General features: G+C 48.8%; 21 protein-coding genes. 19 read left to right on the top strand and 2 right to left on the bottom strand.

The window, feature by feature from the left end; translation table 11 throughout:
- The first annotated feature begins 34 nt into the window (after positions 1-34).
- From MHB43_RS26070 to MHB43_RS26045, 6 genes are all read left to right on the top strand, one after another.
- Positions 35-964 carry a sugar ABC transporter permease gene (locus MHB43_RS26070; protein ID WP_221821028.1) on the top strand — a complete coding sequence of 310 codons (930 nt, stop codon included), beginning with the start codon at positions 35-37 and terminating at the stop codon, positions 962-964.
- A 12-nt stretch (positions 965-976) separates the two neighbouring features.
- Positions 977-1,864: a carbohydrate ABC transporter permease gene (locus tag MHB43_RS26065; RefSeq protein WP_017692544.1), complete on the top strand. Its 888-nt coding sequence runs from the start codon at positions 977-979 to the stop codon at positions 1,862-1,864.
- Positions 1,865-1,882: 18 nt separating this feature from the next.
- Positions 1,883-3,388 carry an extracellular solute-binding protein gene (locus MHB43_RS26060; protein ID WP_405130738.1) on the top strand — a complete coding sequence of 502 codons (1,506 nt, stop codon included), beginning with the start codon at positions 1,883-1,885 and terminating at the stop codon, positions 3,386-3,388.
- 129 nt (positions 3,389-3,517) lie between these two features.
- Complete coding sequence (locus tag MHB43_RS26055; RefSeq protein WP_405130737.1) at positions 3,518-6,865, top strand: glycosyl hydrolase; 3,348 nt, start codon at positions 3,518-3,520, stop codon at positions 6,863-6,865.
- 17 nt (positions 6,866-6,882) lie between these two features.
- Positions 6,883-7,704, top strand: coding sequence for a polysaccharide deacetylase family protein (locus MHB43_RS26050; RefSeq protein ID WP_405130736.1), 822 nt, complete (start codon positions 6,883-6,885; stop codon positions 7,702-7,704).
- A 56-nt stretch (positions 7,705-7,760) separates the two neighbouring features.
- On the top strand, positions 7,761-9,938 hold the full coding sequence (locus MHB43_RS26045; protein WP_405130735.1) for a glycoside hydrolase family 105 protein: 2,178 nt from the start codon (positions 7,761-7,763) through the stop codon (positions 9,936-9,938).
- Positions 9,939-10,128: 190 nt separating this feature from the next.
- Here MHB43_RS26045 and MHB43_RS26040 read toward each other — a convergent pair whose 3' ends face one another.
- Complete coding sequence (locus MHB43_RS26040) at positions 10,129-11,004, bottom strand: DUF72 domain-containing protein (RefSeq protein ID WP_405130734.1); 876 nt, start codon at positions 11,002-11,004, stop codon at positions 10,129-10,131.
- A 232-nt stretch (positions 11,005-11,236) separates the two neighbouring features.
- Here MHB43_RS26040 and MHB43_RS26035 point away from each other — a divergent pair, with 232 nt between their 5' ends.
- The 5 genes from MHB43_RS26035 to MHB43_RS26015 all read left to right on the top strand — a co-directional run bounded on the left by MHB43_RS26035 (position 11,237) and on the right by MHB43_RS26015 (position 15,332).
- Positions 11,237-11,980, top strand: coding sequence for a class I SAM-dependent methyltransferase (locus MHB43_RS26035; RefSeq protein ID WP_405130733.1), 744 nt, complete (start codon positions 11,237-11,239; stop codon positions 11,978-11,980).
- A 27-nt stretch (positions 11,981-12,007) separates the two neighbouring features.
- Positions 12,008-12,991, top strand: coding sequence for an MBL fold metallo-hydrolase (locus MHB43_RS26030; protein ID WP_405130732.1), 984 nt, complete (start codon positions 12,008-12,010; stop codon positions 12,989-12,991).
- Between the two features lie 194 nt (positions 12,992-13,185).
- Positions 13,186-13,602: a hypothetical protein gene (locus MHB43_RS26025; protein ID WP_405130731.1), complete on the top strand. Its 417-nt coding sequence runs from the start codon at positions 13,186-13,188 to the stop codon at positions 13,600-13,602.
- Positions 13,599-14,642 carry an FAD:protein FMN transferase gene (locus MHB43_RS26020; RefSeq protein ID WP_405130730.1) on the top strand — a complete coding sequence of 348 codons (1,044 nt, stop codon included), beginning with the start codon at positions 13,599-13,601 and terminating at the stop codon, positions 14,640-14,642. Before MHB43_RS26025 ends, MHB43_RS26020 begins: the two co-directional genes overlap by 4 nt.
- Before the next feature lie 36 nt (positions 14,643-14,678).
- On the top strand, positions 14,679-15,332 hold the full coding sequence (locus MHB43_RS26015) for a ferric reductase-like transmembrane domain-containing protein (protein WP_405130729.1): 654 nt from the start codon (positions 14,679-14,681) through the stop codon (positions 15,330-15,332).
- A 162-nt stretch (positions 15,333-15,494) separates the two neighbouring features.
- Here MHB43_RS26015 and MHB43_RS26010 read toward each other — a convergent pair whose 3' ends face one another.
- Positions 15,495-16,061: a phosphatidylglycerophosphatase A gene (locus MHB43_RS26010; protein WP_017692570.1), complete on the bottom strand. Its 567-nt coding sequence runs from the start codon at positions 16,059-16,061 to the stop codon at positions 15,495-15,497.
- 271 nt (positions 16,062-16,332) lie between these two features.
- Between MHB43_RS26010 and MHB43_RS26005 the strand changes: the two genes are divergently transcribed.
- The 8 genes from MHB43_RS26005 to MHB43_RS25970 all read left to right on the top strand — a co-directional run bounded on the left by MHB43_RS26005 (position 16,333) and on the right by MHB43_RS25970 (position 24,421).
- Positions 16,333-17,388, top strand: coding sequence for a GerMN domain-containing protein (locus tag MHB43_RS26005; RefSeq protein WP_405130728.1), 1,056 nt, complete (start codon positions 16,333-16,335; stop codon positions 17,386-17,388).
- A 119-nt stretch (positions 17,389-17,507) separates the two neighbouring features.
- Positions 17,508-18,263 carry a ribonuclease PH gene (gene rph / locus MHB43_RS26000; RefSeq protein WP_017692572.1) on the top strand — a complete coding sequence of 252 codons (756 nt, stop codon included), beginning with the start codon at positions 17,508-17,510 and terminating at the stop codon, positions 18,261-18,263.
- Between the two features lies 1 nt (position 18,264).
- Complete coding sequence (locus tag MHB43_RS25995) at positions 18,265-18,888, top strand: XTP/dITP diphosphatase (RefSeq protein ID WP_017692573.1); 624 nt, start codon at positions 18,265-18,267, stop codon at positions 18,886-18,888.
- Between the two features lie 350 nt (positions 18,889-19,238).
- A complete protein-coding gene (locus MHB43_RS25990) occupies positions 19,239-20,081 on the top strand; it encodes an STM4015 family protein (RefSeq protein ID WP_405130727.1) in 843 nt (280 codons plus the stop codon).
- Positions 20,082-20,102: 21 nt separating this feature from the next.
- Entirely contained in the window at positions 20,103-21,350 is a 1,248-nt protein-coding gene (locus tag MHB43_RS25985; protein WP_405130726.1) for an STM4014 family protein, read from the top strand.
- Positions 21,343-22,128, top strand: coding sequence for an STM4013/SEN3800 family hydrolase (locus MHB43_RS25980; RefSeq protein ID WP_405130725.1), 786 nt, complete (start codon positions 21,343-21,345; stop codon positions 22,126-22,128). Before MHB43_RS25985 ends, MHB43_RS25980 begins: the two co-directional genes overlap by 8 nt.
- 47 nt (positions 22,129-22,175) lie before the next feature.
- A complete protein-coding gene (locus MHB43_RS25975) occupies positions 22,176-23,564 on the top strand; it encodes an STM4012 family radical SAM protein (RefSeq protein ID WP_405130724.1) in 1,389 nt (462 codons plus the stop codon).
- On the top strand, positions 23,561-24,421 hold the full coding sequence (locus MHB43_RS25970; RefSeq protein WP_405130723.1) for an STM4011 family radical SAM protein: 861 nt from the start codon (positions 23,561-23,563) through the stop codon (positions 24,419-24,421). The genes MHB43_RS25975 and MHB43_RS25970 overlap by 4 nt, the downstream gene beginning before the upstream one ends.
- Positions 24,422-24,620 lie beyond the last annotated feature (199 nt).

Raw genomic sequence — 24,620 nt, 5'->3', positions numbered from 1 at the left:
GAATACCAACGCCACTGCAACTGCTCAAGCGAATATGGCAACAAGACCATTAAAACAGGAATCCAATTGGAAAAGGCAGATCAAACGAAACAAGTGGTTATATGTGCTTGTGCTTCCCGGCTTTTTGTACTTTGTCATCTTTAAATACTTGCCCATGTGGGGGATCATCATTGCCTTTCAGGACTACCAGCCTTTCCTGGGCATCCGGGAGAGTAACTGGGTAGGGCTAGAGAACTTTACGAACTTTTTCTCCAATCCAGACTTCTATCGACTATTACGCAATACGCTGGTCCTTGCCCTGTATGATCTTATCTTCTTTTTCCCGGCACCAATCATTATCGCTTTGTTATTAAATGAAATTCGGGTCGCTTTCTTCAAAAGAACGATTCAAACGCTGGTCTATGTACCCCATTTTGTATCCATGGTGATTATCGCCAGTATCACGTACGTGTTCCTGACCCCGCAGGGCGGGGTGTTATACGACCTGATCGCCTGGATTACAGGCAAGCCTATTGATGTACTCTCCAGCCCGGGTTCGTTCCGCCCGCTCATTATTGTGCAGATGATGTGGAAGGAGATGGGTTGGGGCACAATCATTTTCTTGGCAGCCCTCGCAGGTGTCGATACGGAACAATATGAAGCCTCCATTGTGGATGGCGCAGGACGATTACGGCGGATGTGGCATATCACGCTTCCCGCCATTCGTACGACCATAGTCATTTTGCTCATTCTCAGATTGGGGAACTTCCTCGATACCGGTTTTGAGCAGATCTATCTGATGACCAACTCCCTCAACCGGGATGTCGCAGATGTGTTTGATACGTATGTGTACACGGTGGGGATTACGCAAGGTGCATTCAGTTACAGTACCGCTGTTGGACTATTCAAGTCTGTGGTGGGGATTATCCTGGTGCTTGGCAGTAATAAACTTGCGAAAAAATTCGGTCACCCCGGAATTTATTAAGGAGGAGCGCCCATGAACAGCCGTCTATACAACAGCCCTGCCGGCAAGGTATTTGATATCTTCAATTACGTCATGCTGGGGATTCTGGGCATATTAACCGTCCTTCCTTTCCTGTATATTATAGGGAATTCTTTCGCAACGGAAGCCGAGATTACCGAACGCAGTTTTTTCCTCATTCCGAAGGTGTTTTCCTTCAGTGCGTATGAGTATATTTTCTCCTCGTCCACGATCTTTCGCAGCATTGGTGTTTCCATTTTCATCACGGTGGCAGGTACATTGGTTAATCTGTTCTTCACACTCACGATGGCCTATCCACTATCCAGAAGTGACTTCTGGGGCCGTAATGTCATGATGAACATGGTGATTTTCTCGATGTTATTTGGTGGTGGCATGATTCCAACATATCTCGTTATTCGTGGACTGGGACTGCTCGATTCTTACTGGGCCCTTATGCTTCCTGGCGCGATCAGCGCTTTTAACTTAATAGTTGTCAAAAACTTTTTTCAGCAAATGCCGCCCGGGCTGGAGGAAGCGGCCCGCATCGACGGCTGTTCGGATTTAGGCGTGCTGTGGCGAATCGTTCTGCCTTTATCCAAACCGGTCATTGCCACGTTTGCCTTGTTCTACGCCGTAGGCCACTGGAACAATTTTTTCTCGGCACTGCTGTACATTTCCGACAGTGACAAATGGCCGCTGCAAGTCATGCTGAGACAGATCGTGTTACTCTCGCAAGCCAGTGTCGGAGATATGGCAAACATGGACCCCAATTTTGTGCAGCCACCAGAGCAGTCAATCAAAATGGCGGTGATCGTTGTAGGTACCATTCCGATTTTGCTGGTGTATCCGTTTTTGCAGAAGCATTTTGCCAAAGGTGTCATGTTAGGTTCAATCAAAGGCTAAAGCCAAGGGGGAGAACGTATGGGACAAAAAACGGGATTCAAAAAAGGTGCACTGTTACTCTCTGCGTCACTGGTACTTAGTACGATCTTAGGAGCATGCTCCACGGACAAAGAAAGTTCAGGAACCGCTGCGGGTGGCACCGATCAGATTACCATTATGCTTCCGAACTTCGAAGCGGAGAATCCGCCGGAGAACAGCCCGGTCATCCAGAAGCTTGAAGAACTGACCAAGGTGGATGTGAACCTGCAGTGGGTGCCGAGCAGCTCGTATGAAGACAAATTCAACATTACACTGGCCTCGGGAAAGCTGCCTCAGATTATGGTGGTGTTAGGTAAGTCCCCAAGTTTCATTAATGCGGCACGAACCGGAGCATTCTGGGAGCTTGGTCCTTATCTGAAAGACTATCCGAATCTGAGACAAATGAATGAAATCATCACCAACAATGCGTCAATCGATGGCAAAACCTATGGGATCTATCGGGCACGCGCCTTAGGACGTAATGGGGTCACAATCCGCAAAGATTGGCTGGAGAAGTTGGGGCTGGAAGAGCCAAAGACGATTGATGAATTTTATAATGTATTGAAAGCGTTCACGAAGGATGATCCGGACGGTAACGGCAAGGATGATACGTACGGTCTGGTTGCCAGCAAATTCACGGGCCCGTGGGATAATATGCAGGTATGGTTCGGGGCACCCAACAAATGGGGAGATGATGGCAGCGGAGGTCTGATCCCGGCGCATGAGACACCAGAATATATGGAAGCCCTGAAATTTTTCCGGCAAATCTATAGCGAAGGTCTGGTGAACAAGGACTTTGCCGTGATGGATGCGACCAAACTGCCTGATCCATTTGTAAACGGTCAAGCAGGTGTCATGGTGGATGTGGCAGATAATGCGCAGCGCATGGATCAGAAAATACTGGATAAAGACCCGAATGCGACAGGGCGCGTAGACGTGCTGCAAGCGATGGAAGGTCCAAAGGGATTGCGTGATATGCCAACGTCGGGCTACTCCGGCCTGATTGCCATTTCCAAAAGCAGTGTCAAAACGGAAGAAGACCTGAAGAAGGTACTGAGCTTCCTGGATCAGTTGAATGAACCGGAATTGCAGGCATTGTTGTACAACGGACTGGAAGGCAAGCAGTATGAGAAAAAAGAAGACTACATCATACCGAGCACTGACAAGCTTGCGCTCCGCGACCTGCAGGGCTTAAATCAGATTTTGATGTTTGTGCCGGAAGACAGAACGCTTCGTGTACAACAGACACCTGTCCGTGAAAAGGTTGCACAGGTGCAGAAAGCCAACGAAGAGATTGTCATCGCCAATCCTGGCGAACCGCTGATCTCTGATGTTTATGCTCAGAAAGGACCGCAGCTGGACAATATCATTAACGATGCGCGGATCAAATATATCGTAGGTCAGATTGATGAGAAAGGATTCGAAGATGCTGTTGCCCTGTGGAAGAACAACGGCGGAGACGATTATGTGAAAGAAGTCAATGAACTGTACGCAGCACTGAAGTAGTTGGAAATTATGGCTTCCTAAATATGGTTTTTGATGTATAATCATAACGAAACAAACCTATATGAACTGAAATGAACGTTATTGGTAAAGTTAAACGACCACTCTTGAACATGCAGGGAGGAAGGCAACATGTGGAACGGGGATGCTTTTGAAAATCCCGAGGCGCAGTACAGGGTCCATCCCTTTTGGTTCTGGAACGGGGATATGGAAGAAGAGCAGGTTAAGCGGCAGGTGGCTGAGATGGCGGCGCAAGGTGTAGGCGGATTCTTCATCTGTCCGCGTCAGGGACTACAGATTCCCTATCTCTCTGAAGCATGGTTTGATAAGGTGCGGATTGCAGTGGAAGCGGCGGCTGCTCACGGCATGCAGGTATGGTTATATGACGAATATCCCTATCCAAGCGGGATGGCTGGTGGGGAAGTGACCCTTGATTTCCCTGAAGCCAAGCAGCGACAGCTCGTGCATCATCAGTTGGTGGTTCAGGGCGGAGAAGCTGTGGATCTGGAGTTGCCATGGGGACGAGTCTTGGTTGCCAAGGCGATTCCCAAGGATGAACAGGGCAAGCGTCTGTGGCATGAGTCCATCGATCTGCGCAGCAAAATCGGCAATATCCAGACCGATCAGGTCTATCAGGAGACCGGACTCACATCGTATAACCGCAAGCGGTTCTTCACCTACCGAACAGCGTTCCGCTTGTTGTGGGATGTTCCCGCGGGTGATTGGGAGTTGATTATATTTCAAGAAATGGAGATCGACGATTTCAAATATTACGGCAACTTTGTTGATCCTTGCCACAAGGAAGCGATGAGTCGTTTTATTGAACTGACACATGAGCGTTATAAGTCAGCGGTTGGAGATCAATTTGAGAGCGTAATCAAAGGTATGTTCTCGGATGAAATTGCACCGCTGGGCCGTATCCCCTGGTCACCACAGCTTCCCCGTTATTTCAGAGAGCGTTGTGGTTATAGTCTGATCGATTCGCTACCGGCGCTGTTATATAGTGATGTTCCGGACGCGCATCGGATTCGGTATGACTACTATCAGTCCCTACACCTGCTTCTCAGGGAGTCCTATCACAAACAGGTGCATGACTGGTGTGAGGAAGCAGGAATCCAGTACGCGGCAGAGGTGCCTGGCGTACGGATGACTACCCAGTTGTTCAGTCATATGCCAGGTGGTGATTCGGCCCATGAGAAAATCGGACGATCCTTATCGTGGATTCTGGAACGGTATGGTCAAAAGATGCGTGACAATCCCAAGATGGTCAGTTCGCTTGCCCGGCAATTGGGCCGAAGCCGCAATCTGATTGAATGTTTTCACAGTGTAGGCTGGTCCATGACGCTACAGGATGCCAAGTGGATGATTGATCGCATGGCCGCCATGGGCACCAATTTCTATAACTTTCATGCCTTTTTCTATACGATTGGTGGGCTTGCGAAGCATGACGCACCACCGTCTCAATTTTTGCAGAATCCCTACTGGAAGCATTTCCGGCAGTTAGGGGATTACACCGGACGGTTGAGCTATCTCATGAGCACTGGAGTAGCAGACATTCGAATTGCTGTGCTTGACCCAACGACGACATTCTGGAGTCTGATGGGTAATCCGCTGCATGGATTTGAGTATAGCGGCGAGGACGAAGCAGAACGGGTGCAACTGGAGCGCCTGACGAAGGACTGGATGAGGATCACGACACTTCTGCTCGAAAACAGACGTGACTATGATCACCTTGATCCCGAATTGTTGGCTGAAGCTGACTTAACGGATGGTATCATTCAGATCGGCGTGGCCCGTTATGACGTACTGATTCTCCCACCGATGCTGAATCTGGAGGCCGCGGCCTGGGAACAGGTGAAGCGATTTGTTCGGCAGGGAGGAACGGTCATCTCTGTTGGGATGCCTCCGCATATTGCGATTCAGTCGGGAAGTCCGGAGGGAGATGAAGCTACCCAGTTCTTTGGCGCGGGCGAGCAGCCGCAAGAGGTGTACTGGGGCCGTAGCGTGATAACAGATCACGATAACCGTGAAACCATGTGGCATCAGGGTGAGGGGAATGCCTATTTTCTACCCGCAGGAACAGGGCAAGGAGATGACTTTTCGCTGGAGCTAATCTCTCTCCTGCTCGATCAGGTATTGCCGGAACCCATCTGCTGGATCATGGAGGAGGAAAGTGCCTCTCTGCTGATGCACACCCGTCAATTGTCGGCTGGAGAGCACATGGTTTTCTTGACCAATCAGGAGGGTCAGGAATTGAAGGGGCAATTAAAGCTGGTTGCCAGACAGCTGTGGGATGGAACGAAGCTGGCAGAGGGTGTTTGTCTCGTGGCAGAACGACTTGATCTGGAGACAGGGCGGCTTCAAGCATTGCCGTATACGAGCAGTGGTGGGGAATGGTGCATTTCACTAACGCTGGCGCCTTACGAAGCGCATGCTGCTCGTCTTACTTTACAACCTGCGAAGGAAGAGGCATTAACAACGAAGGTGGATGTAACAGACAAAACGGGTTCGGCGTTCGTAACGGATGTATCGGCAGGAGCTAATCAGCGTAAGATCATGGTCCCTTCGGAAGGGCCATGGCGACTGGAAACGGTGCAGCCTAACATTTTGCGAATGGGACAATTCCATCTTCAGGCTTCCAATGCTAATGGTGTGATTCTGGAAAGCCAGCATGTAGCTGTAAAACCGTTTATTGATCAGGCGGCAGAATTATCGGAGCAGCATCTGCCAGTTCAGTTTAATCAGGTGTTTGGCACACCGAAAAAGGCATCCGTTGCTTACCCGATCGAGTGCCGTTATACGACCACATTTGAGCTGAGAACGGCATTGCCTGCATGCCTTTTATTCATGGACAGAGCGGCGATCTCGGGCACTTGGTCCATGGAGATTAATGGGCAACCACTTGGAAAAGAACAGTTCGATCCAATCGAAATAACCGATCACAATAACATCGCTTGTGATATCACGGAGCTGCTGCACAGCGGTCTCAACGAAATGAGGGTGATTGTGCAGGTGACGAAAGATGAGGATGGCATCGTGGATCCCTTGTATCTACAGGGAAGATTCGGCGTGGAGTTCCATCATGAAGGTATGGCTTCGCTTGTGCGGGAACCGGACACGGCCCTTCGTATCGTGCCTGAACCTCAACCTCTGTATCCCCATTATGCCGGGGAAATGAGTTATAAACGTACGTTCTGGCTGGATGAGTCAGGGGAAGATGTTACCTCGTTTGAACTGGAATTTAGCGATTGGCGTGTGCAGGATGTGGTGGAAGTGCGGGTAAACGGACATAGCTTGGGTGTAAGATGCTGGTCTCCGTATCGCTGGAAGGGGGAGGCTTCCTGGTTGCGTCCGGGAGACAACGACATTGAAGTGCGGATTACCAACACATTGATCGGCCTGCTGGAAGGTACGTATTTTGATTCGGAACATCATCGATTACAGGATGCAGGCCATGTACCTGTTGAAGAAATCGGATAAAGGAGTGGAAGCAAGGGATGGGACATCGTATTCAGTTTGACCGCTATCCAGGCGGTGTGATGAAAGCGTTAACGCTCAGTTATGACGATGGAGTGGTGCATGATCGCAGACTGGTGGAAATCTGTAATCGGTATGGTCTACGGGGAACCTTTAATCTGAACTCCGGTACCTTGGGTAATCCAGGCCGCATTGAGGCTGGGGAAGTCGCTGAACTTTATACGGGGCATGAAGTAGCCGTTCACACCGTTACTCACCCTACGCTGCCTTATGTTCCGAATGAACTATTGACCGAAGAGATTATCGAAGACCGAAAAGCATTGGAGCAGCTCGTCGGTTATCCGGTACGAGGCATGGCTTACCCCAACGGAGGGTACGACCGTGCGTTAAGTACCAAGCTGGAGTGGCTTGGCATTAATTATGCCCGTACCGTTGAATCACATGGCAGATACACGTTGCCAGATCGGCCGCTTGAATGGCATCCGACCTGTCATCATAACCAAGATCTGGCGGGGCATGCCAAACGTTTTATCCAACATTCCAAAACAGGTACACCACTATTACTCTACGTCTGGGGTCACAGTTATGAGTTCAATGACAACGACAATTGGGAGATCATCGAACAGTTCGGTGAGCAGATTGGCGGCAGGGACGATATCTGGTATGCCACGAACATCGAAGTGATTGCCTATTGGAAAGCGGTGCAACGATTGGAGTGTTCAGCAGATCGCTCCATCATCCATAATCCGTCTGCCATCCCGGTTTGGTTCACAGCGGATCAGCAGGTTGTTGAAGTGCAGGGCGGAGAGACATTGCGGCTAAGCGAACGAATCAAGGTATAAGGAAGGAGCTGACGATCATTCGTTATTTTCATGAGAACGAGGCGATTGCAGGCAAGGTGTACGATTCAATTCCGGATATATTGACAACGGTAGCTCAGCGTTATATTGGCGATCATCCGAAACATTCATTTTTGTTCAGAGCCTATCATCAGGGAGGTTTTCGTAGACGTGGGGACTACCGCTACGACCTGAATCTGAATGAGAAATGCGTTGGGGCGCATGCAGGGCAGTACGTGTATGTATGGGGCAAGTTATGGAGCGAGCAAAATGCAACGTTAAATACGGGCCTGAACTGTTATAGTCCGGTGACGATTTACGTGAACGGCGAAGAGGTATTCAAGTCCGAGTTGTTGCAGGAATTATTTCCCGAGCGAAGAACCCAGATTCCAATTTCCGTGAACTATGGCTGGAATGATGTGTTGCTATGTTTTGTCAAAACAGAAGTGGGATTCGGCGGTATCTACGGAACAGCCTCGTTCAAAAATTTCCCGCTGCACTTCCTCACTCCTGGGGCAGATCGTCAGGGTCAGGAAGGCTGGTTATATTCGGAACCCGTCGATGAACCTGTATTATCTCTTCCTCGTGACGGCATGACGGAAGAAGAGACGGGCCTTATCTGGTATCCGCGCAGGGGCTGGACAGATGAGGAGCAGAGCGCAGGTTCATTTGCTCGAATCTTTGGTACGGAACAACCGGCTGTTGCCTATGCGTGGTCCAAACTGGATGTAAACTTGCCAGAATCAACGCCAATTATTTTAAAAGGCCGTCATGATGGAGCTTTGACCCTGTATGTGGATGGCACTGAAGTATACTCTGCTGGAAGTAGCGGTAACTTCCGCGTTGAACTCCCGCGCCGTTACGGTACATCCGATCTGGTGGCGAAAGGTGAAATCCAGGCAGTTGGCGGCTCATGGGGATTCACGTTGGAAGATGCCGAGCGCTCGGATTCCAAAGGCTGGAGACTGAAATCACCTCATCCGGTTGCGGGATGCTCTGACCCCTGGCTGTACACGGGTGTGTTTGCTCTCAGTGCTGAACCATCGCATGCCGACATCGTGCGAACAGATACCGTATTTGATGATGGCGCACAAGGTGTGTATTGGCGGGTAGATCTTCCTGATACGTATGTTCGTCCCTATCTGGAGAACACACATTACGGAAAGTGGAATTATCCGCTCGGCGTCACCCTGCTTGGACTTCTCCAGACGGGACAGGAATTGGGAAGGGATGATTACATTCAGTATGTGCGGCAACATATTGAACTGAGTACTTCATTTGACCGCTATGGTCTGTGGGATCGGGAAGGGTATGGTGCGGCAGGAATCAATAATCAGCTGTCTGCCATCGACAGCCTGGATGATTGCGGTTCGTTTGGGTCTACGCTGCTTGCTGCGATGGAGTTCGGCGATATCCGTGGGGGAAGAGATACCGCGGATCGGATTGCGGGTTACATTACGGATGAGCAGGAACGTTTGGAGGATGGTGCCTTTTACCGGGTTCGCGGCAGTGGAGAGATGCGTCAGGAAACGATGTGGTGTGATGACTTGTACATGAGTACACCTTTTCTGATGCGTTATGGTCAGTTGACAGGAGATGCGACGTATTGGGATGATGCGGTCAATCAGTTCCTGATGTTCCGTAAATACCTCTATCTTCCCGAACAACAGATCATGTCCCATGTGTATGATTTTGTGCGTGGTCGGGCGACAGGTATCCCGTGGGGACGCGGAAACGGCTGGGTGCTTTTCTCATTAACCGAACTGTTATCCATCCTGCCACATGATCATGTGAAACGAACGGAACTATTACAGTTCTATCGTGATTTAAGTGAAGGTTATTTGGCGCTGCAAGGGGAAAATGGGCTTTGGCATCAGGTGCTGAACCGCCCGGATTCGTATGAAGAAACCTCCTGCACATCCATGTTTATCTACGCTTATGCCCGTGGTATTCAGGAAGGCTGGCTGGAACAGCCAGAGCCCTATCTAGAGGCAGTGCGCAAAGGATGGGAAGGCATGACACGTTTATCGATTGACTATAAAGGCAATATATACGGGGTATGCCGGGGCTCCGGGTACTCGTTTACCGCCTTGTATTATCGCGATGATCTGGGTTGGAATCTAAACGATACCCATGGAATCGGCATTGTTCTCTTGGCTGGTATCGAGGCTCACAAAATGAACCAGCAGCTACGCGAGGTGTCTACCGATTCTTCGGTTACAGCCGCGCAGCGCTGATGTTTGACACAACAGAACGGATGTATGTGGATAGCCTTCTATAGGTAGATTACCAGCTAAAGAAAGCGGCAAAGCCCTCGGGCTTGCCGCTTTTAGTTTGTTTCCAATTTCGAATCCGCTCTGCATAATAGCAATGATAAATACACTTACCTTCACCCAATAATATGAATAACTCCGTTTATAGCACGTATTAAAATAGCTCCAGCTGCTCCGGTCCTTCTTCCTTCTCCGGTTCAGAACGGTCAGGGAAAGGCTTCACCGGCTGATCCAGCAGGTCCATCATCATCTGGGCATTCGCTGCTGCATCGCCACCGGAGTTGTTATTAAAAATAACATAGACATCCTTGCTCTGCTCCTGCAATTGCTCCAGATATCCTTTCCATTCCAACAATTCTTCCTTGTTGTAACGGTATAAATAACGGGTCTCGCGCCAATTAGGCGCACCATTCTGATGCCACCCGGACACATTGCGTCCGTGCATACGCACCAGCGTCATCTCGGAATCCGTCGCCTGTGGCACGATGGGGATAGAACCAAGACCTGCCTGAGGTTCGTCACAGACGCTGTGAATCCAGCCTTGCTCTTTCAGGAACGCAAGCGTCCGCTCGCGCATGTCACCTTCATACCAACTGCGATGACGGAATTCCAGGGCACACGGAATGCCCTCCATTCGAAGTTTCACTTCACGAAGCTCTTTCACGTTGTCCTTATTGCACTCAAACCATGGTGGATATTGAAACAAGGTTGCCTGCATTTTACCAGCTTCAATGACGGGCTCCAGTGATTCCCGAAAAGCCTTATACATCTCCGACGTGCTGGTGAAGTATGGTTTGCCTCGCAGATGTCCGGTCATTCCCTGATAGGCTTTGATGATAAAAGCAAAGGATTCGGGCGTTTCGGCAGCCCACCGTGCCATTCGATCCCGCGGCTGAACGGCGTAGAAGGAACTATCCACCTCCACGGTGGAGAAGTATTGTCCGTATAGACTGAGCTTGTCTTTAGCTTTGGTACGGTTTGGATAGAGATCTTCCTGATCCCCCCATCCGGTAAGTCCGATGCGAATCATAAGAACACCTCCTGTTGCTTTTTGAACAAGCTCTTATAATTAACCGATTTGCAGGCGTATGTCTAACATTATATCGTGTGCATTTTGGCTCTTCAATGTTGGAAACTTACTGGAATTTTTTGAGTTTGCAGTATAAAGACGTTACAATACATTAAAGCTAGGGGAAATGATCAGGCCTGTACATAGCGTACTATAGATAGAGAGCCAGTGACCAAGTGGAGGGCGAGAATGGATGACGGAATGGTATAAAAAGAGTTTTGGAGAAGATTATCTGCTCGTATACAAGCACCGGGATGTGCAGGGTGCCCATCAGGAAGTACATAAAATGATCAATTGGTTGAAGCTTGAGCCCAATGCTGAAGTATTGGATCTATGCTGCGGTATGGGACGTCACTCCATGGCACTTGCTGATGCAGGATTGCGAGTGACCGGGGTCGATCTGTCAAATGTGCTTTTACGCGAAGCGTGCCAAATGGACACCGAACACCGAGTATCGTGGTGTCATGCGGACATGCGTGAACTGCCGCTGAAAGGTGGCTTTGACGCTGTAGTTAATCTGTTCACATCGTTTGGTTATTTCCTTGAGGACGGAGAACAATTGAAAGTATTACGTGCCATTCATCGCATGCTTCGGCCGGGTGGAAGCTACATTATTGATTTTATGAATACGGCTTATGTGACTCGGCATCTGGTGCAGCACTCCGTTCGAGAGGATGAAGGACAGCGTATTGAGGAGTATCGCAAGATTGAGGAAGGGTTTGTGCAAAAGGAAATTCGCATTACGGATACCACATCCGGACATGAACCGAGGGTATATCAAGAGCGTGTGAAGTTGTACACACGGGATCAACTGAGTCAGATGTTAAGTGCCGCCGGACTCCGGGTAGATCAGGTACATGGTGGCTATGACGAAGAGAAATATGACGAGCAGACTTCTCCACGAATGATTTTTGTGGGTCGTCGTCCTGTCGAGTGAACAGAGACAGTCTGGAAGGGGGATAACATGAAGCGCACAGAAGAGATGCCCATGACGAAGGGCATACACCGGGTCAAGATCAGCATGTCGTTTCCCTTACGATGGGTGAACAGTTATGTGTTATCAGAATCGGATGGGAAGATAACTATTATAGATCCGGGACCGCGTAATTCGGAAACAGAACAGGAGTGGAGTGAAGCGCTGGCAGATCTCGGCCTGACCTTTAGCGATATTCGTCAAATTGTACTCACTCACCATCACCCCGATCATCTTGGGTTATCGGGTTGGATGCAACAGATGACGGGGGCACCCGTTCGAATGTCCACACGCTCCCGCCAAGAGGCTGATTATATGTGGGGACCTGATTCACGCATCAATACAATATTACCTGATTATTATGGTTGTCATGGTATGCCGGAAGACAAGACTGAGCAGATACATGAACATATGAAGGCATTTACTTCGCAGATCACGCCACTTCCGAAGGTGACACCCATTGAAGATGGCGAATGGCTTAATATGGGCGGGAAAAATTGGGTTGCTGTGGAGACGGGTGGACATGCCCCAGGCCATTTATCCTTTTATGCGCCGGAGTCCATGGAGATTCTGTGCGGAGATGCAGTTTTGCCACAGATTTCACCGAATATCAGTCTGCAACCCGGCAGTGACCCTCAGCCATTATTGTCTTATATGGAAGGATTGCAACGTCTTGGGGATTTGAACGTCAAGCAGGCGTATCCGGGGCATCGGAATCCTTTTGCCCAGTTCAACGAACGGACAGTTCAATTGCTGGCTCATCACGAGGAACGTCTTCAGAAGATGACGGAGCGAATTCAGGAGTCACAGGCGAATGCTTATGACATCTGTGTGCACATGTTTGGTAATCGGCTTGGTACCCATCAACTGCGGTTTGCCATGAGTGAGACGTTAGCCCATTTGCAGGAGTTAATTCGACGCGAACTAGTGAAGCAAGAGCAGCAACCGGATGGCACGTTCTATTTTCAAATCTAAACGGAATGATGATATCGATATGAAATGATAATACGATCTTATATAGAGGCTCGGGACAGGCAATTCACCTGTTCTGGGCCTTTTTAGCCTCTCTTAACGGTTCATTCATCTATTTTTAAGCCAGCGCGCCTATGATACATCTATGAACTTAGGGCGTGTCTTGAGACACACCCTAAAGAAAGCAGGGAAGAGCGATGACCAGAAGAAAACGGAATCAATGGAGAAAATGGCAAGCTTCAGCGGCAGCAACGTTGACTGTGGCTGCACTCTTTCAATATGTACGAACTTCGGATGCCTTTGATGTGGCCTATGCAGCAGCGAATGGCACAGATACCAATGTTACTGCTTCAAGCCAGGTGGATACGCATGATGATGTGATGGATGAATGGATCAACAGTACAACGGACAGCAACAACTGGAACACGCAGGACAATAACAATAATGATAGTCAATACAATGGAACAACTGATAGCACACAAGCAGCTCGGCCAGATCAGAGCACGAGTAACGAGGGGAATTATTCAGATTCTCAGCGTATCGGGCAAAATAACCAGGGTACAGACTCCGGATACAGCAGTGGCAACTATCAGTCACGTACAGGTGCGTCATGAGCCGCACGGAGCAAGTTGCTCGTCCGCTCCGATTTCAATTCCGTGCGATGAACACGGATGTTGAAGTGCAACTGTCCGCTGGGCGGGAAGAAGCTGAACATGCAGCAACCGTCGTGAAGAATTGGTTTGAGACGCAGGAGCAGCGTTTCAGCCGATTTGTGGCAGACAGTGAACTAAATCGTCTGAATGCTTCAACCGGATGGATGCCCATCTCCGCTGCGATGGATGAAGTTTTGAGTCTGGCCTATGGATATATTGGGCTGACCGAAGGGATTTTTCAACCGGGTATCTCCCAGGCTCTTCAGGCTTCGGGATATGATCTAAGTTTTGAGAAAGTGCAACAACGACAACCGCAACGTCCGTTGCTTGAACGCATATTGCGAACGAGAACACCTGAATCATCAGGCGGGATGGAAGATCGATATGACCACAGCCGTCCGAGCTGGATTCAGCGGGAAGGTAGCCGGATGGTTCATCTGGACCCCGGAGCTGAGTTGGACCTGGGAGGCATTGTTAAGGGCTGGGCAGTGGAGCGTATCGCTGACTGGTTGCAGCGAACGTTGCATATTCCAGCGGGGTTGATTAACGCGGGTGGAGATATTCAAGTATGGGGTTCACCAGACCATTCCCAGTGGACCTTGCAGGTAGAAGATCCTTTGCAGAATCAGGGTGCTATGTCGGGAGCGATCTGTTTACAGCGAGGAGCTGTTGCTACTTCGGGTATTTCCCGCAGACAATGGCAGAATACGGATGGAAGCCTTGCGCACCATCTCATTGACCCTCGGACGATGGAGCCGGCAGATACGGACGTATTGCAGTGTACCGTTATGGGACAGCATGCTTCGCAATGCGAGATCATTGCCAAGACGGTCTGCATTCTGGGAAGTGCCGAAGCCGTGGGCTGGTTAAACCGACATTACGATCGGCATGACGCCCTGTGGATGACACGGGATGGGAGTATTTATTTTAGAGGGAATACGGATACGCTTGCTGAACATTGGCCCGGTTTTGATCCGGATCATCGCTTCAGTCTATTATAAACGAGGACAAGTCTAACAGATATGGGGGAGCCGGTTATGGCACAATGGATTGTAGATTACCTGCCAACGTGGAATATCATTCGAATTAGTGGAATTGCTGCTTATGTGCTGCTCTTTGCCGGTGTGTTTTTGGGCATTGCGCAAGGGATGCCTCTGGCCAAAGGCAAACCAAAAGCAGCCATGTTCAAATGGCATACCCGAACGACCTGGCTCGCCTTCGGACTTGGACTCGTGCACGCATTAACGTTATATATTGATCATTACAGCCCATTTACCTGGGGAGAACTTCTGATTCCTTTTACCGCCTCCGTACATCCGATCGGCAGTGGTCTGGGAACGTTAGCCTTCTACGGATTAGTGATTGTCCTGTTATCCAGTGATCTGGGGAACAAGCTGGGCCGTAAATGGTGGTTCATGTTCCACATGTTGTCCTATCCGGTGTTCATTGGTCTGCTGGTTCACGGCATGGTTACCGGAACGGATTCTGACAATATCATCATGCGGATGATATATGTATTTACCGGACTCAGCATTCTCGGTATCACGGTGTTGCGTGGCATGTTGCGAGAGCGCAAAGGCCCGGAAATCACGATTGGACCGAAACGGGCAACATCTGGTTCACCTTCCGAGCAGAATTGGGTTGAAGGTTTTGGTTTGGTGGGAACGGTACGACCTAAACATCTGAAATAAATAACATGTGGATTATCCAATATGTATCGTTACACATGCAAAAGAAGCGGCCATCAGGCCGCTTTTTCCATGAACAGTTATTTTATTGAACAGTCATTTCACGAAGCATCCATACACATGTCCAATGTTCCACATGGCTTCAGATATAAAACGAGTTACGCATTATACAGCGTCATCACTAACAGGTTTTTCTCCCAGTGCTTCTTCAAGCTCGGATTGTTTGCGATGGGCGATCCGACTGCTCGCTGCTGATGCAATCGCACCGACAATATCATCGAAGAACGTGTGGACAGGGCCCAGGCTCTTGTCATTCAGTCGTTCAAGCACCCCTGGTTTCAGCTTGTCCACATAACCATAATTCGTAAATCCAATGCTGCCATATACATTGACGATGGAGAATGCCAAAATCTCATCCACGCCATACAATCCTTCATCGTTCTCAATCATCTCCTGCAAAGGAGATATGAGCTGCCCCTGTTCTGCCAGAATATCAAGCTGAATTCCGGTCAGAACAGCGTTCTGTACCTCACGTTTACGGAGAACCATCTCCACATTTTCGATACATTCTTCCATCGTAAGACCTGGATAATATTTTTGTTGCAATAACATGACCAGCTCTGCGATCTCAGGGATCGTGACGCCCCGCTTATGCAGCCATTCCCTTGTTGCCTCCGCCACCTTGCGGCTATTCAGGCTGTAAGGGATTTTTTCTTGCTCAGGATGTTCCATGGGCGATTCCTCCTCTGAAGTTAGCAATGTCCCTACTCTTGCTTCCTAATACGTTATTAACCTGGTTTACGTTTCTTTAAGATAATAAAATTATAAGTTTCAGTGAAGTTGACAATTCGATTACCACATGGAAAATTTCAGTTAAACACGGTCTGTCTTCCGTGAAAGTGTGTTGATAGACATTTTTCTTATTATCTTTTAGTTATTTTTTGGACAAAGGTTCGTATACATGGTAGTACAAACTGTAAAAATGATGAGGGGGAACGTGATCATGAGAAAGATCCAATCTTTGCGTACGGTATCGGCAGCAGCGCTGCTGAGTATTCCTATGGTATTGTCAGGCTGCGGCATGTTTGGAGCACAGTCTTCCGAAGCTGTTGATCCACCACCGCCCATTCAGGAAGCAGCCATGATTCAGGCAGCCGAAGGAAATGGTGCACTCGCAATGCTCCCATTAACGACGGTATATCTGCAAGACCAGCAGGGGCTGCTCGCTCCGGTATCCCTGACACTTCCTTCTGGAACAGACGCAAGCAGTCCGAAGACAGCACTGGATACACTTGTCACAGGCGGGGCCTATGCGGGTATGCTGCCTGAAGGATTCCAGGGTGTTCTCCCGCAGGGAACGGTTGTGCAGAATGTAACGATTCACGCGGATGACAAGCTGGCGGTTGTTGAGTTCTCGGGTAATTTTGCCAAGTATGATGCGAAGGAAGAACGGAAAATGCTAGAAGCTGTCACGTGGACATTGACGGGAACGCCTGATGTGGAGAATGTGCAGATCTGGGTGGATGGCAAAAAGTTAACACAAATGCCGGTAAACAGTACGCCGCTGCCTGAACCGCTGAATCGGGCTGTGGGAATCAATCTGGATCTGGGTGATACGTTTGTGACGAACAGCAGTCCGGTCACGGTCTATTTCTCCGCTGCTTCGCCAGCAGGCATCCAATATTATGTTCCGGTGACCCGTCTGGTTACACCAGGTGAAGATCGGTTGCAGGCAGCATTGAATGAGCTGATCAAGGGACCTGACAAAGGCGGAAAACTGGAAGAGGTCATGACAGGCGGAACGGAGCTGCAATCGGTCAAAACGGCCGAGGATGGCACGGTAACGGTTGCCTTGAAAGATGATATGTTTGCCGAAGGGGATATCGTGCCAAGTGAGCTGTTACAGTCTGTCGTATTAACCACTGCGGAGAACACAGCAAGCAAGGATGCCAAAGTTCAGATCGAATGGAATGGCCAAAAAACGGTCATGGGTGACGACAACAGGGATTACAGTGCACCGGTTTCCAAGCCTGAATATATCAACGAAATTCCGATTTAATGAACGAAGAAATGCTTAAGGATGCTTTTAACCGAACTCTTTGGTAAAATATAAGGGATTAGTAAAAGTGTGAACAAGCTCAACATTACAGGATGCTTAAGTCGTAGGAGGCAGAAAATATGAGATCAAACGGACGAACCAGCGAACAGCTGCGCCCGCTGAATTTAACAGTGAACACGAATAAATACGCCGAGGGCTCTGTACTGATTGAAGTTGGAGATACAAAGGTGATCTGTACAGCTACAGTAGAGGAACGTGTACCACCCTTTATGAAAGGGCAGGGTAAAGGCTGGGTAACAGCGGAATATTCCATGTTGCCACGTGCAACACATACCCGGAACCAACGTGAAGCCAATCGTGGCAAATTAACTGGACGCACCATGGAAATCCAGCGTCTGATTGGTCGGGCACTGCGCTCGGTAGTTAATCTGCAGGCTCTTGGTGAGCGTACGATTACCTTGGACTGTGATGTTATTCAAGCTGACGGAGGCACACGCACAACGTCCATTACCGGTGCATTTGTAGCGCTGGCGCTTGCCGTGAACAAGATCTCCCAACAGCACAAACTGCAAGTGTTCCCGATTACGGATTTTATTGCCGCAGTAAGTGTGGGTGTTGTGGGTGAACAGCCTGTACTGGATCTGAACTATGATGAAGATTCCAAAGCCAAGGTAGACATGAACCTGGTGATGACAGGCGGCGGTAAATACGTCGAGCTTCAGGGAACAGGTGAGGAAGCACCATTTGATCGCCGTGAGCTGAACGCCATGTTGGAACTGGGCGAACAGGGAATTCTGGAAATGATCGAGCGTCAAAAAGAAGTGCTTGGACCGATTGCGCTCAAGATCGGCGCGCGTGGATTAGGGGAAGCCTAAGATGAGTTTGGACAGCCCAATTCTCATTGTCGCCACCCGCAATGCGGGTAAAGTCCGTGAATTCGCTCATGCTTTCGCACCGCTTGGCAAAGAGGTTAAGAGCATGTTTGACTATCCGGAACTGCCGGATGTGGTAGAAGATGGCGTAACGTTTGCGGAGAATGCCTGGAAGAAAGCCAAAGCGGTTGGTGATGCGCTTGGTTTGCCCGTTCTGGCAGATGATTCAGGTTTATGTGTAGACCTGTTGGATGGTGAGCCAGGGGTATATTCAGCGAGATATGCAGGTGAAGGAGCAACGGATGCACAGAATAATGCGAAGTTGCTGGAGACGCTGGAATCGTTGAAATCCGGTGAGGACACCGAGCAGCCGCTACTAAGTCCAGCTCGTTTCGTTTGTGCGCTGGTCCTGTACGATCCGACAACAGGTGATAAGTATGAATCAGAAGGCACTGCGGAAGGCTGGATTACGGCTCAAGCTGCAGGTGCTGGCGGTTTTGGATATGACCCACTCTTCTATGTACCTGAATACGAGATGACGATGGCAGAGCTGACGCTTGAGCAAAAGCAGGCGATTAGCCACCGCGGTCATGCGCTGAGAGCGCTTGTATCCAGACTTGAAGGCTGAGACTAAACGAAACATCTTGATTTAACTTCATGATATGTGAACATCAAAGCGTTAATGGAAGGATAGAAGCATTCCGATGGGATGGTTCATCCGCCATTAACGCTTTTTGTGTGAAATGAAGTGTTTGATCGGGTTTGGTGAGGGTCCATCCATATACCTAATTGAAGATAGCTATTTCTGCGACTATACATCAGAACGTACGTTCTTGTACCTACATGAGAAATGGTTTACATTGCACGATTGGGAATCTCATTGGGACTGGAGTTGGAAGAAGTTGCAAGCCTTGTGTGGTATGGGTTAACATTCAAACTAACGAATCACATATGAACCTTAAACGGAGGGATCTACTCATGCAAGAAGTGAAGCTTGTTGTATCTTACGATGATTATGAGGACGGCATTCGTATGGAAAAATTAATTAAGGAACTGGCAGCTAAACCGGAGGCTAGCTCATTGGAAAGTCTGGTCATCGGAGATTGGGGACAGGCTTATGAAAATTCGCCTGACGAGTTCATAGGTACGCTTGCCGAGTCTGCTCCAAGCTTTCCGTCATTGAAGAAACTGTTCATCGGAGATATGGGATTCGAAGAATGTGAAGTATCGTGGATTATCCAGACAAATCTCACACCACTGTTAGGTGCTTTTCCAGAATTAAAATCATTCTCTGTAATGGGCAGTAGCGGCCTTAGTCTGGAACCACTCCAGCATGCCAAGCTTGAAGAATTAATTATTATTTGTGGTGGTCTTCCGAGAGAAGTGTTATCTTCAATCACCCATGCCAAGTTGCCTGAATTGCGTAAACTGGAACTGTACCTGGGTGTGGATAATTATGGTTTCAATGGATCACTTGAGGATGTGCTTCCTTTGCTAGAAAAAGGATTGTTTCCAAAGCTGGTTTACTTGGGTCTGAAAGACAGTGAAATTCAGGATGAGATTGCCAAAGCAGCAGCTGAAGCACCTATTCTGGATCAACTTGAAGTACTGGATCTATCGCAAGGAACGTTGTCCGATGAAGGGGCTGAAGCGTTGCTTGCCAGTGACAAAATCAAGAAACTGAAACATCTTGATCTAAGTTACCATTACATGACCAATGAAATGATCAGTCGCTGGAATCAATCGGGTATATCTGTAGATGTTAGTGACCAGCAACAGAGTGATGAGGATGACTGGCGCTATCCATCGTTAACGGAATAGTTGATGTCAGGTGTGAAGGAAATGAATGAAAGCCTGCATCAACCGATAGATGTACCTGATTTAACGCAAGATCAGCCATTTTTATTGATCGGAAACCCTGATAACCGACGAACACAAGGGTTGCAAGAGGCTAGGCATAGATTGGGTTTGAAACCTGCGGTTGTACTGCCATATGCTCAATTGCTCCAGAATTGGAGACACGGACGAACCATCGCTGATACAGTAGATTCCAATCTGCCCGTACCCCTGATTCGAATAGATGCTCCTGGAGAGGATTGGGAAGTGGAACGTGAACTACTGTTCCTTGGGGCTATGGACGATACGTCAACATTAACGGGTGGAATGGGTACAGAAGTATTTCCCGCAGAACAGGCACTTGCGCTGGAACAGGAGTGGGGAAGAATCTACGCTCCCGCCCAGTGGTTCCGTGGCTGGAAAGCATGTCTGGATCGAATCGGCCATGAAGCTCGGGAAATGTGGCCTGAAGTCCGATTCATGAATGATCCCCCCGATATCCAATTGATGTTTGACAAGAGAACATGTCAGCAGCATCTATCTTCACATGGAGTTGATGTACCTCCGGCGCTGCAATTTTCGCAGCCAATCCGTAATTATATGGACCTGCGTAGCTCAATGAAGTCTGCCGAGATGCATCGTGTGTTTGTGAAGCTTGCGTGTGGCTCCGGGGCTTCAGGAGTTGTTGCCTATCAAGTCAATCCCCGAACGGGTGATGAAATCGCTGTAACAACGTTGGGGATGGAACAGAGGCAGGGCAAGACGATTTTCTTCAATGAAGGACGTCTACGCAAGTATACCCGCAGTGAAGAGATTGCTACGCTGATGAACTGGTTATGTGCAGAAGGTGCACAGATTGAACGGTGGATGCCCAAAGCCACGCTTGATCAGCGGGCCTATGATATTCGCCAACTGGTTGCAGGTGGACAGGCAGGTCACGCGATTATGCGGCTGAGCCGTACCCCGATTACCAATCTGCATCTGCGCAATGAGCGTATGCTGCCTGCTGAAGCAGGCCTGGATGAACAGCGGATGTCGCTGGTACGGTCGGCAGCGCAAGCAGCCATGTCTGCATTTCCCAACTCGTGGTCAGCCGGGATTGATGTGATGCTTACTAGTGGTTCGAATCCGCGTGCCTATGTGCTGGATGTGAATCCATTTGGAGATCTGTTATACAGGGTTGAGCATCATGGCCTCGGAACCTATGAGTGGGAAATGGAACTTTTACGAAAGGAGCCTATTCAACATGCCTGATATGAACACCATTGTGGGCTCCCATGATCTGTTAATGATTACGCTGGATACGTTACGCTATGACGTAGCCAAGCTGGAAGAGGAGAATTGTCCTAATCTGTGTGGTTCGGGTCCGTGGGAGAAGCGTCATACCCCAGGCAGTTTTACATATGCGGCACACCATGCTTTTTTTGGTGGTTTTATGCCGACTCCTGCCAATACAGATAAGGCATCTCATGTAAGGCTATTTCATTCCCGAAATACTGGGCTCAAAACACATCCGCACACCTGGCTGTTTGATACACCGGATATCGTATCCGGGTTCGCAGCTGAAGGTTACCGTACCATCTGTATTGGCGGCGTCATCTTTTTTACGAAAAAAAACCCGCTTGCAAAAGTATTGCCTGGCTATTTCCAACACAGCTACTGGAGAATGAACTTTGGGGTAACCAACCCCAAATCAACAGACCATCAGGTACAGCATGCATTAAAGCTACTTGAACAGACAGCGCCGGATGAAAAGATATTTATGTTTTTGAACGTGTCTGCCATTCATGGACCCAATCGTTACTTTGTAGAAGGAGCGAAGGAGGACTCGGTGGAGACTCAACGTGCTGCACTTCGATATGTAGATGAGGCTCTTGGACCATTGTTCGAGGCGATGAGGAAACGCGCCCGGCCTGCATATTGCCTGGCTTTTTCCGATCATGGTACAGCTTACGGTGAAGACGGGTATCAAGGACACCGGCTTGCACATGATGTTGTCTGGACGGTGCCTTACCGTGAATTTTTAGTATAGAATGTATTGATCTTATGAGAACAACAACCGGAGACAGGAGGAAACCGATGGAGAAACATATACAACATACAACAACAGGCCATTCCACACAGTCCGGATCCAATATAGCTACAAGTCTCAGTGAAGTACTGGCATTCCCTTATCGTTCTTATTTATACTCGTACCCACACAAGACCGCCTATCGGGAGCTTGACCCACCACTGCCGTTAGGGCCACTGTGGGAACGAGAGAATACCGATACGTATTTTTTATATATGCACATTCCCTTTTGCGCTGCTCGTTGCGGATTCTGTAATCTGTTCACACTGCCGGATCGACGGGATGATACACATGAACGCTATGTGGATGCACTGGAACGTCAGGCGAAGCAGTGGGCACCTATTACATCTCGAAGACCGTATTCACGGTTCGCGATTGGTGGAGGAACGCCTACATTATTGAATGAGGTTCAGTTAAATCGTCTGTTTGATATTGCTGAACATGTGATGGGGCTGGACCCTGCGCAAGCATCGATTTCGGTGGAAACGTCGCCGGATACCGTTACGGAAGCCAAGCTGGCCATCATGAAGGAACGAAGTGTGGATCGTATCAGTATGGGCATCCAGAGTTTTATTGAAGCTGAAGCATCTGCCATCTATCGTCCACAAAAACCGCAGGAAGTTGAACGAGCGCTTGAGAAGCTTACTCGGTATGATTTCCCATTGTTAAATCTGGATCTGATTTATGGTTTGCCGGGTCAAACGGTGGAATCGTGGATATATTCATTGGAAAGAGTTCTGGCCTACGAACCGGGCGAAATCTTTATCTATCCCTTGTATACAAGGGAAAATACAATCGTAAAGCCTGATGATATTCGCCGTCAGGGACCTGATATTCGGATGAAGCTGTATAAAGCTGCACGTGAGACTTTAAAAAGTAAAGGTTATGTGCAATATTCGATGCGCAGATTTGCCAAAGAACAGTCGTCCTCCAAAGTGCTTCTGCCTTATAGTTGTCAGGAGGAGGGCATGGTTGGATTGGGATGTGGCGCACGATCTTATACGAGTGAAGTACATTATGCTTCCAAGTACGGCGTGAGTTACAAGGCCACACAGAGCATCATTGCCGATTATGTAGCGACCGAGCGCTACGATGTGGCGGATTACGGTATCGTGTTAAGCCGTGAGGAACAGAGACGTCGCTTTATTCTGAAAGCCTTGCTGCATCGCGAGGGATTGACGTTGTCTGACTACCAACAGCGCTTTGGTACCGATGTGATGTCCGACTATGTCTGGTTGGCTGAACTGTTGACAGAGGGCATGGCGGAGTTGGAGAGTGATGAGGGCAAGCGGGTGTTGCGTCTGACAGAGGAAGGACTGGGTTACTCCGATGCGATTGGAGATTGGCTTATATCTGCCGAAATTCGTGAACAGATGGAAGGGTTTGTTTTCTCATGAGAGCGACTTTGTATTATCGGGGGAAGTTGTCTTCCTGTAATTACGACTGTCCATACTGCCCTTTTAGCAAAACCGTGGATTCCAAAGAGACGTTGGAAGTGGATGAACAACAATTGCGTCAATTTGTGAATTGGGTCAGGGAGCAAGAGAGTGCTGGGCATCAATTTTCGATTTTCTTCAATCCCTATGGTGAAGCTTTGGTGCGTCGGTGGTACCGGGAAGCGATGGTTGAGCTGTCACATATGCCACATGTGGATAAAGTTGCAATTCAAACCAACCTGTCCGTCAAGCTGGATTGGGCGAGGGAGCTGGATACGAGCAAAGCAGCCTTTTGGGCGACGTATCATCCTCGTGAGACAAAAGAGGCTTCTTTTGTTAAACAATGTCTGACCTTGCGTCAGATGGGACTTGCTTTTAGTGTCGGTACTGTCGGACTCCGTAGTGCTTTCCCCTCAATTGAGTCCATGAGACAGGCTTTGCCGGATGATGTGTATATGTGGGTTAATGCCTTCAAAGATCGGCCGAAGTATTACACTCCAGAGGAAATTCAGTTTTTACGTGGGCTTGATCCGCTTTTTGAAGGTAATCTGCAGGATTATGAGAGCTTGGGCAAACGATGTGCTGCCGGTTCGGAAGTGTTTTATGTACAGGGGTCCGGGCATGTGAAGAGATGTTACAAGGATCGACGAATCATTGGACATCTATATCGCGATGGTTTGCAGGCTTTGTCTGAGGATCGGCCCTGTCGCATGAAAAAATGTGGCTGCTACATCGGTTATATCCATATGGAGGATTCCCCGTTCAGAGAAACGTTTGGCAGCGGGCTGCTTGAACGTAATCCGGTATTGATTCGTTGACCGGCATTTCATATTTAGCTATTCCACTGGGGAGCTGGAATATGTTTATCCGTTTCTAAACCACATATCAGCGTAACTTCAAACGCATCTTTTAGTATAGGCAGGATCAGACCTTTGGTTTGGACTTGCCTTCTGGAAGGTGTTTTATTTGTTTTACCGGACTAGAGTTAGTGTTTGTGTTCTTTATTAAAAGGGCCTT

It is taken from the genome of Paenibacillus sp. FSL H8-0317 (assembly GCF_045040685.1).
Taxonomy (GTDB): Bacteria; Bacillota; Bacilli; order Paenibacillales; family Paenibacillaceae; genus Paenibacillus.
The sequence above is the reverse complement of the archived record's forward strand: the minus strand, read 5'-3'. Positions and strand labels throughout refer to the sequence as shown.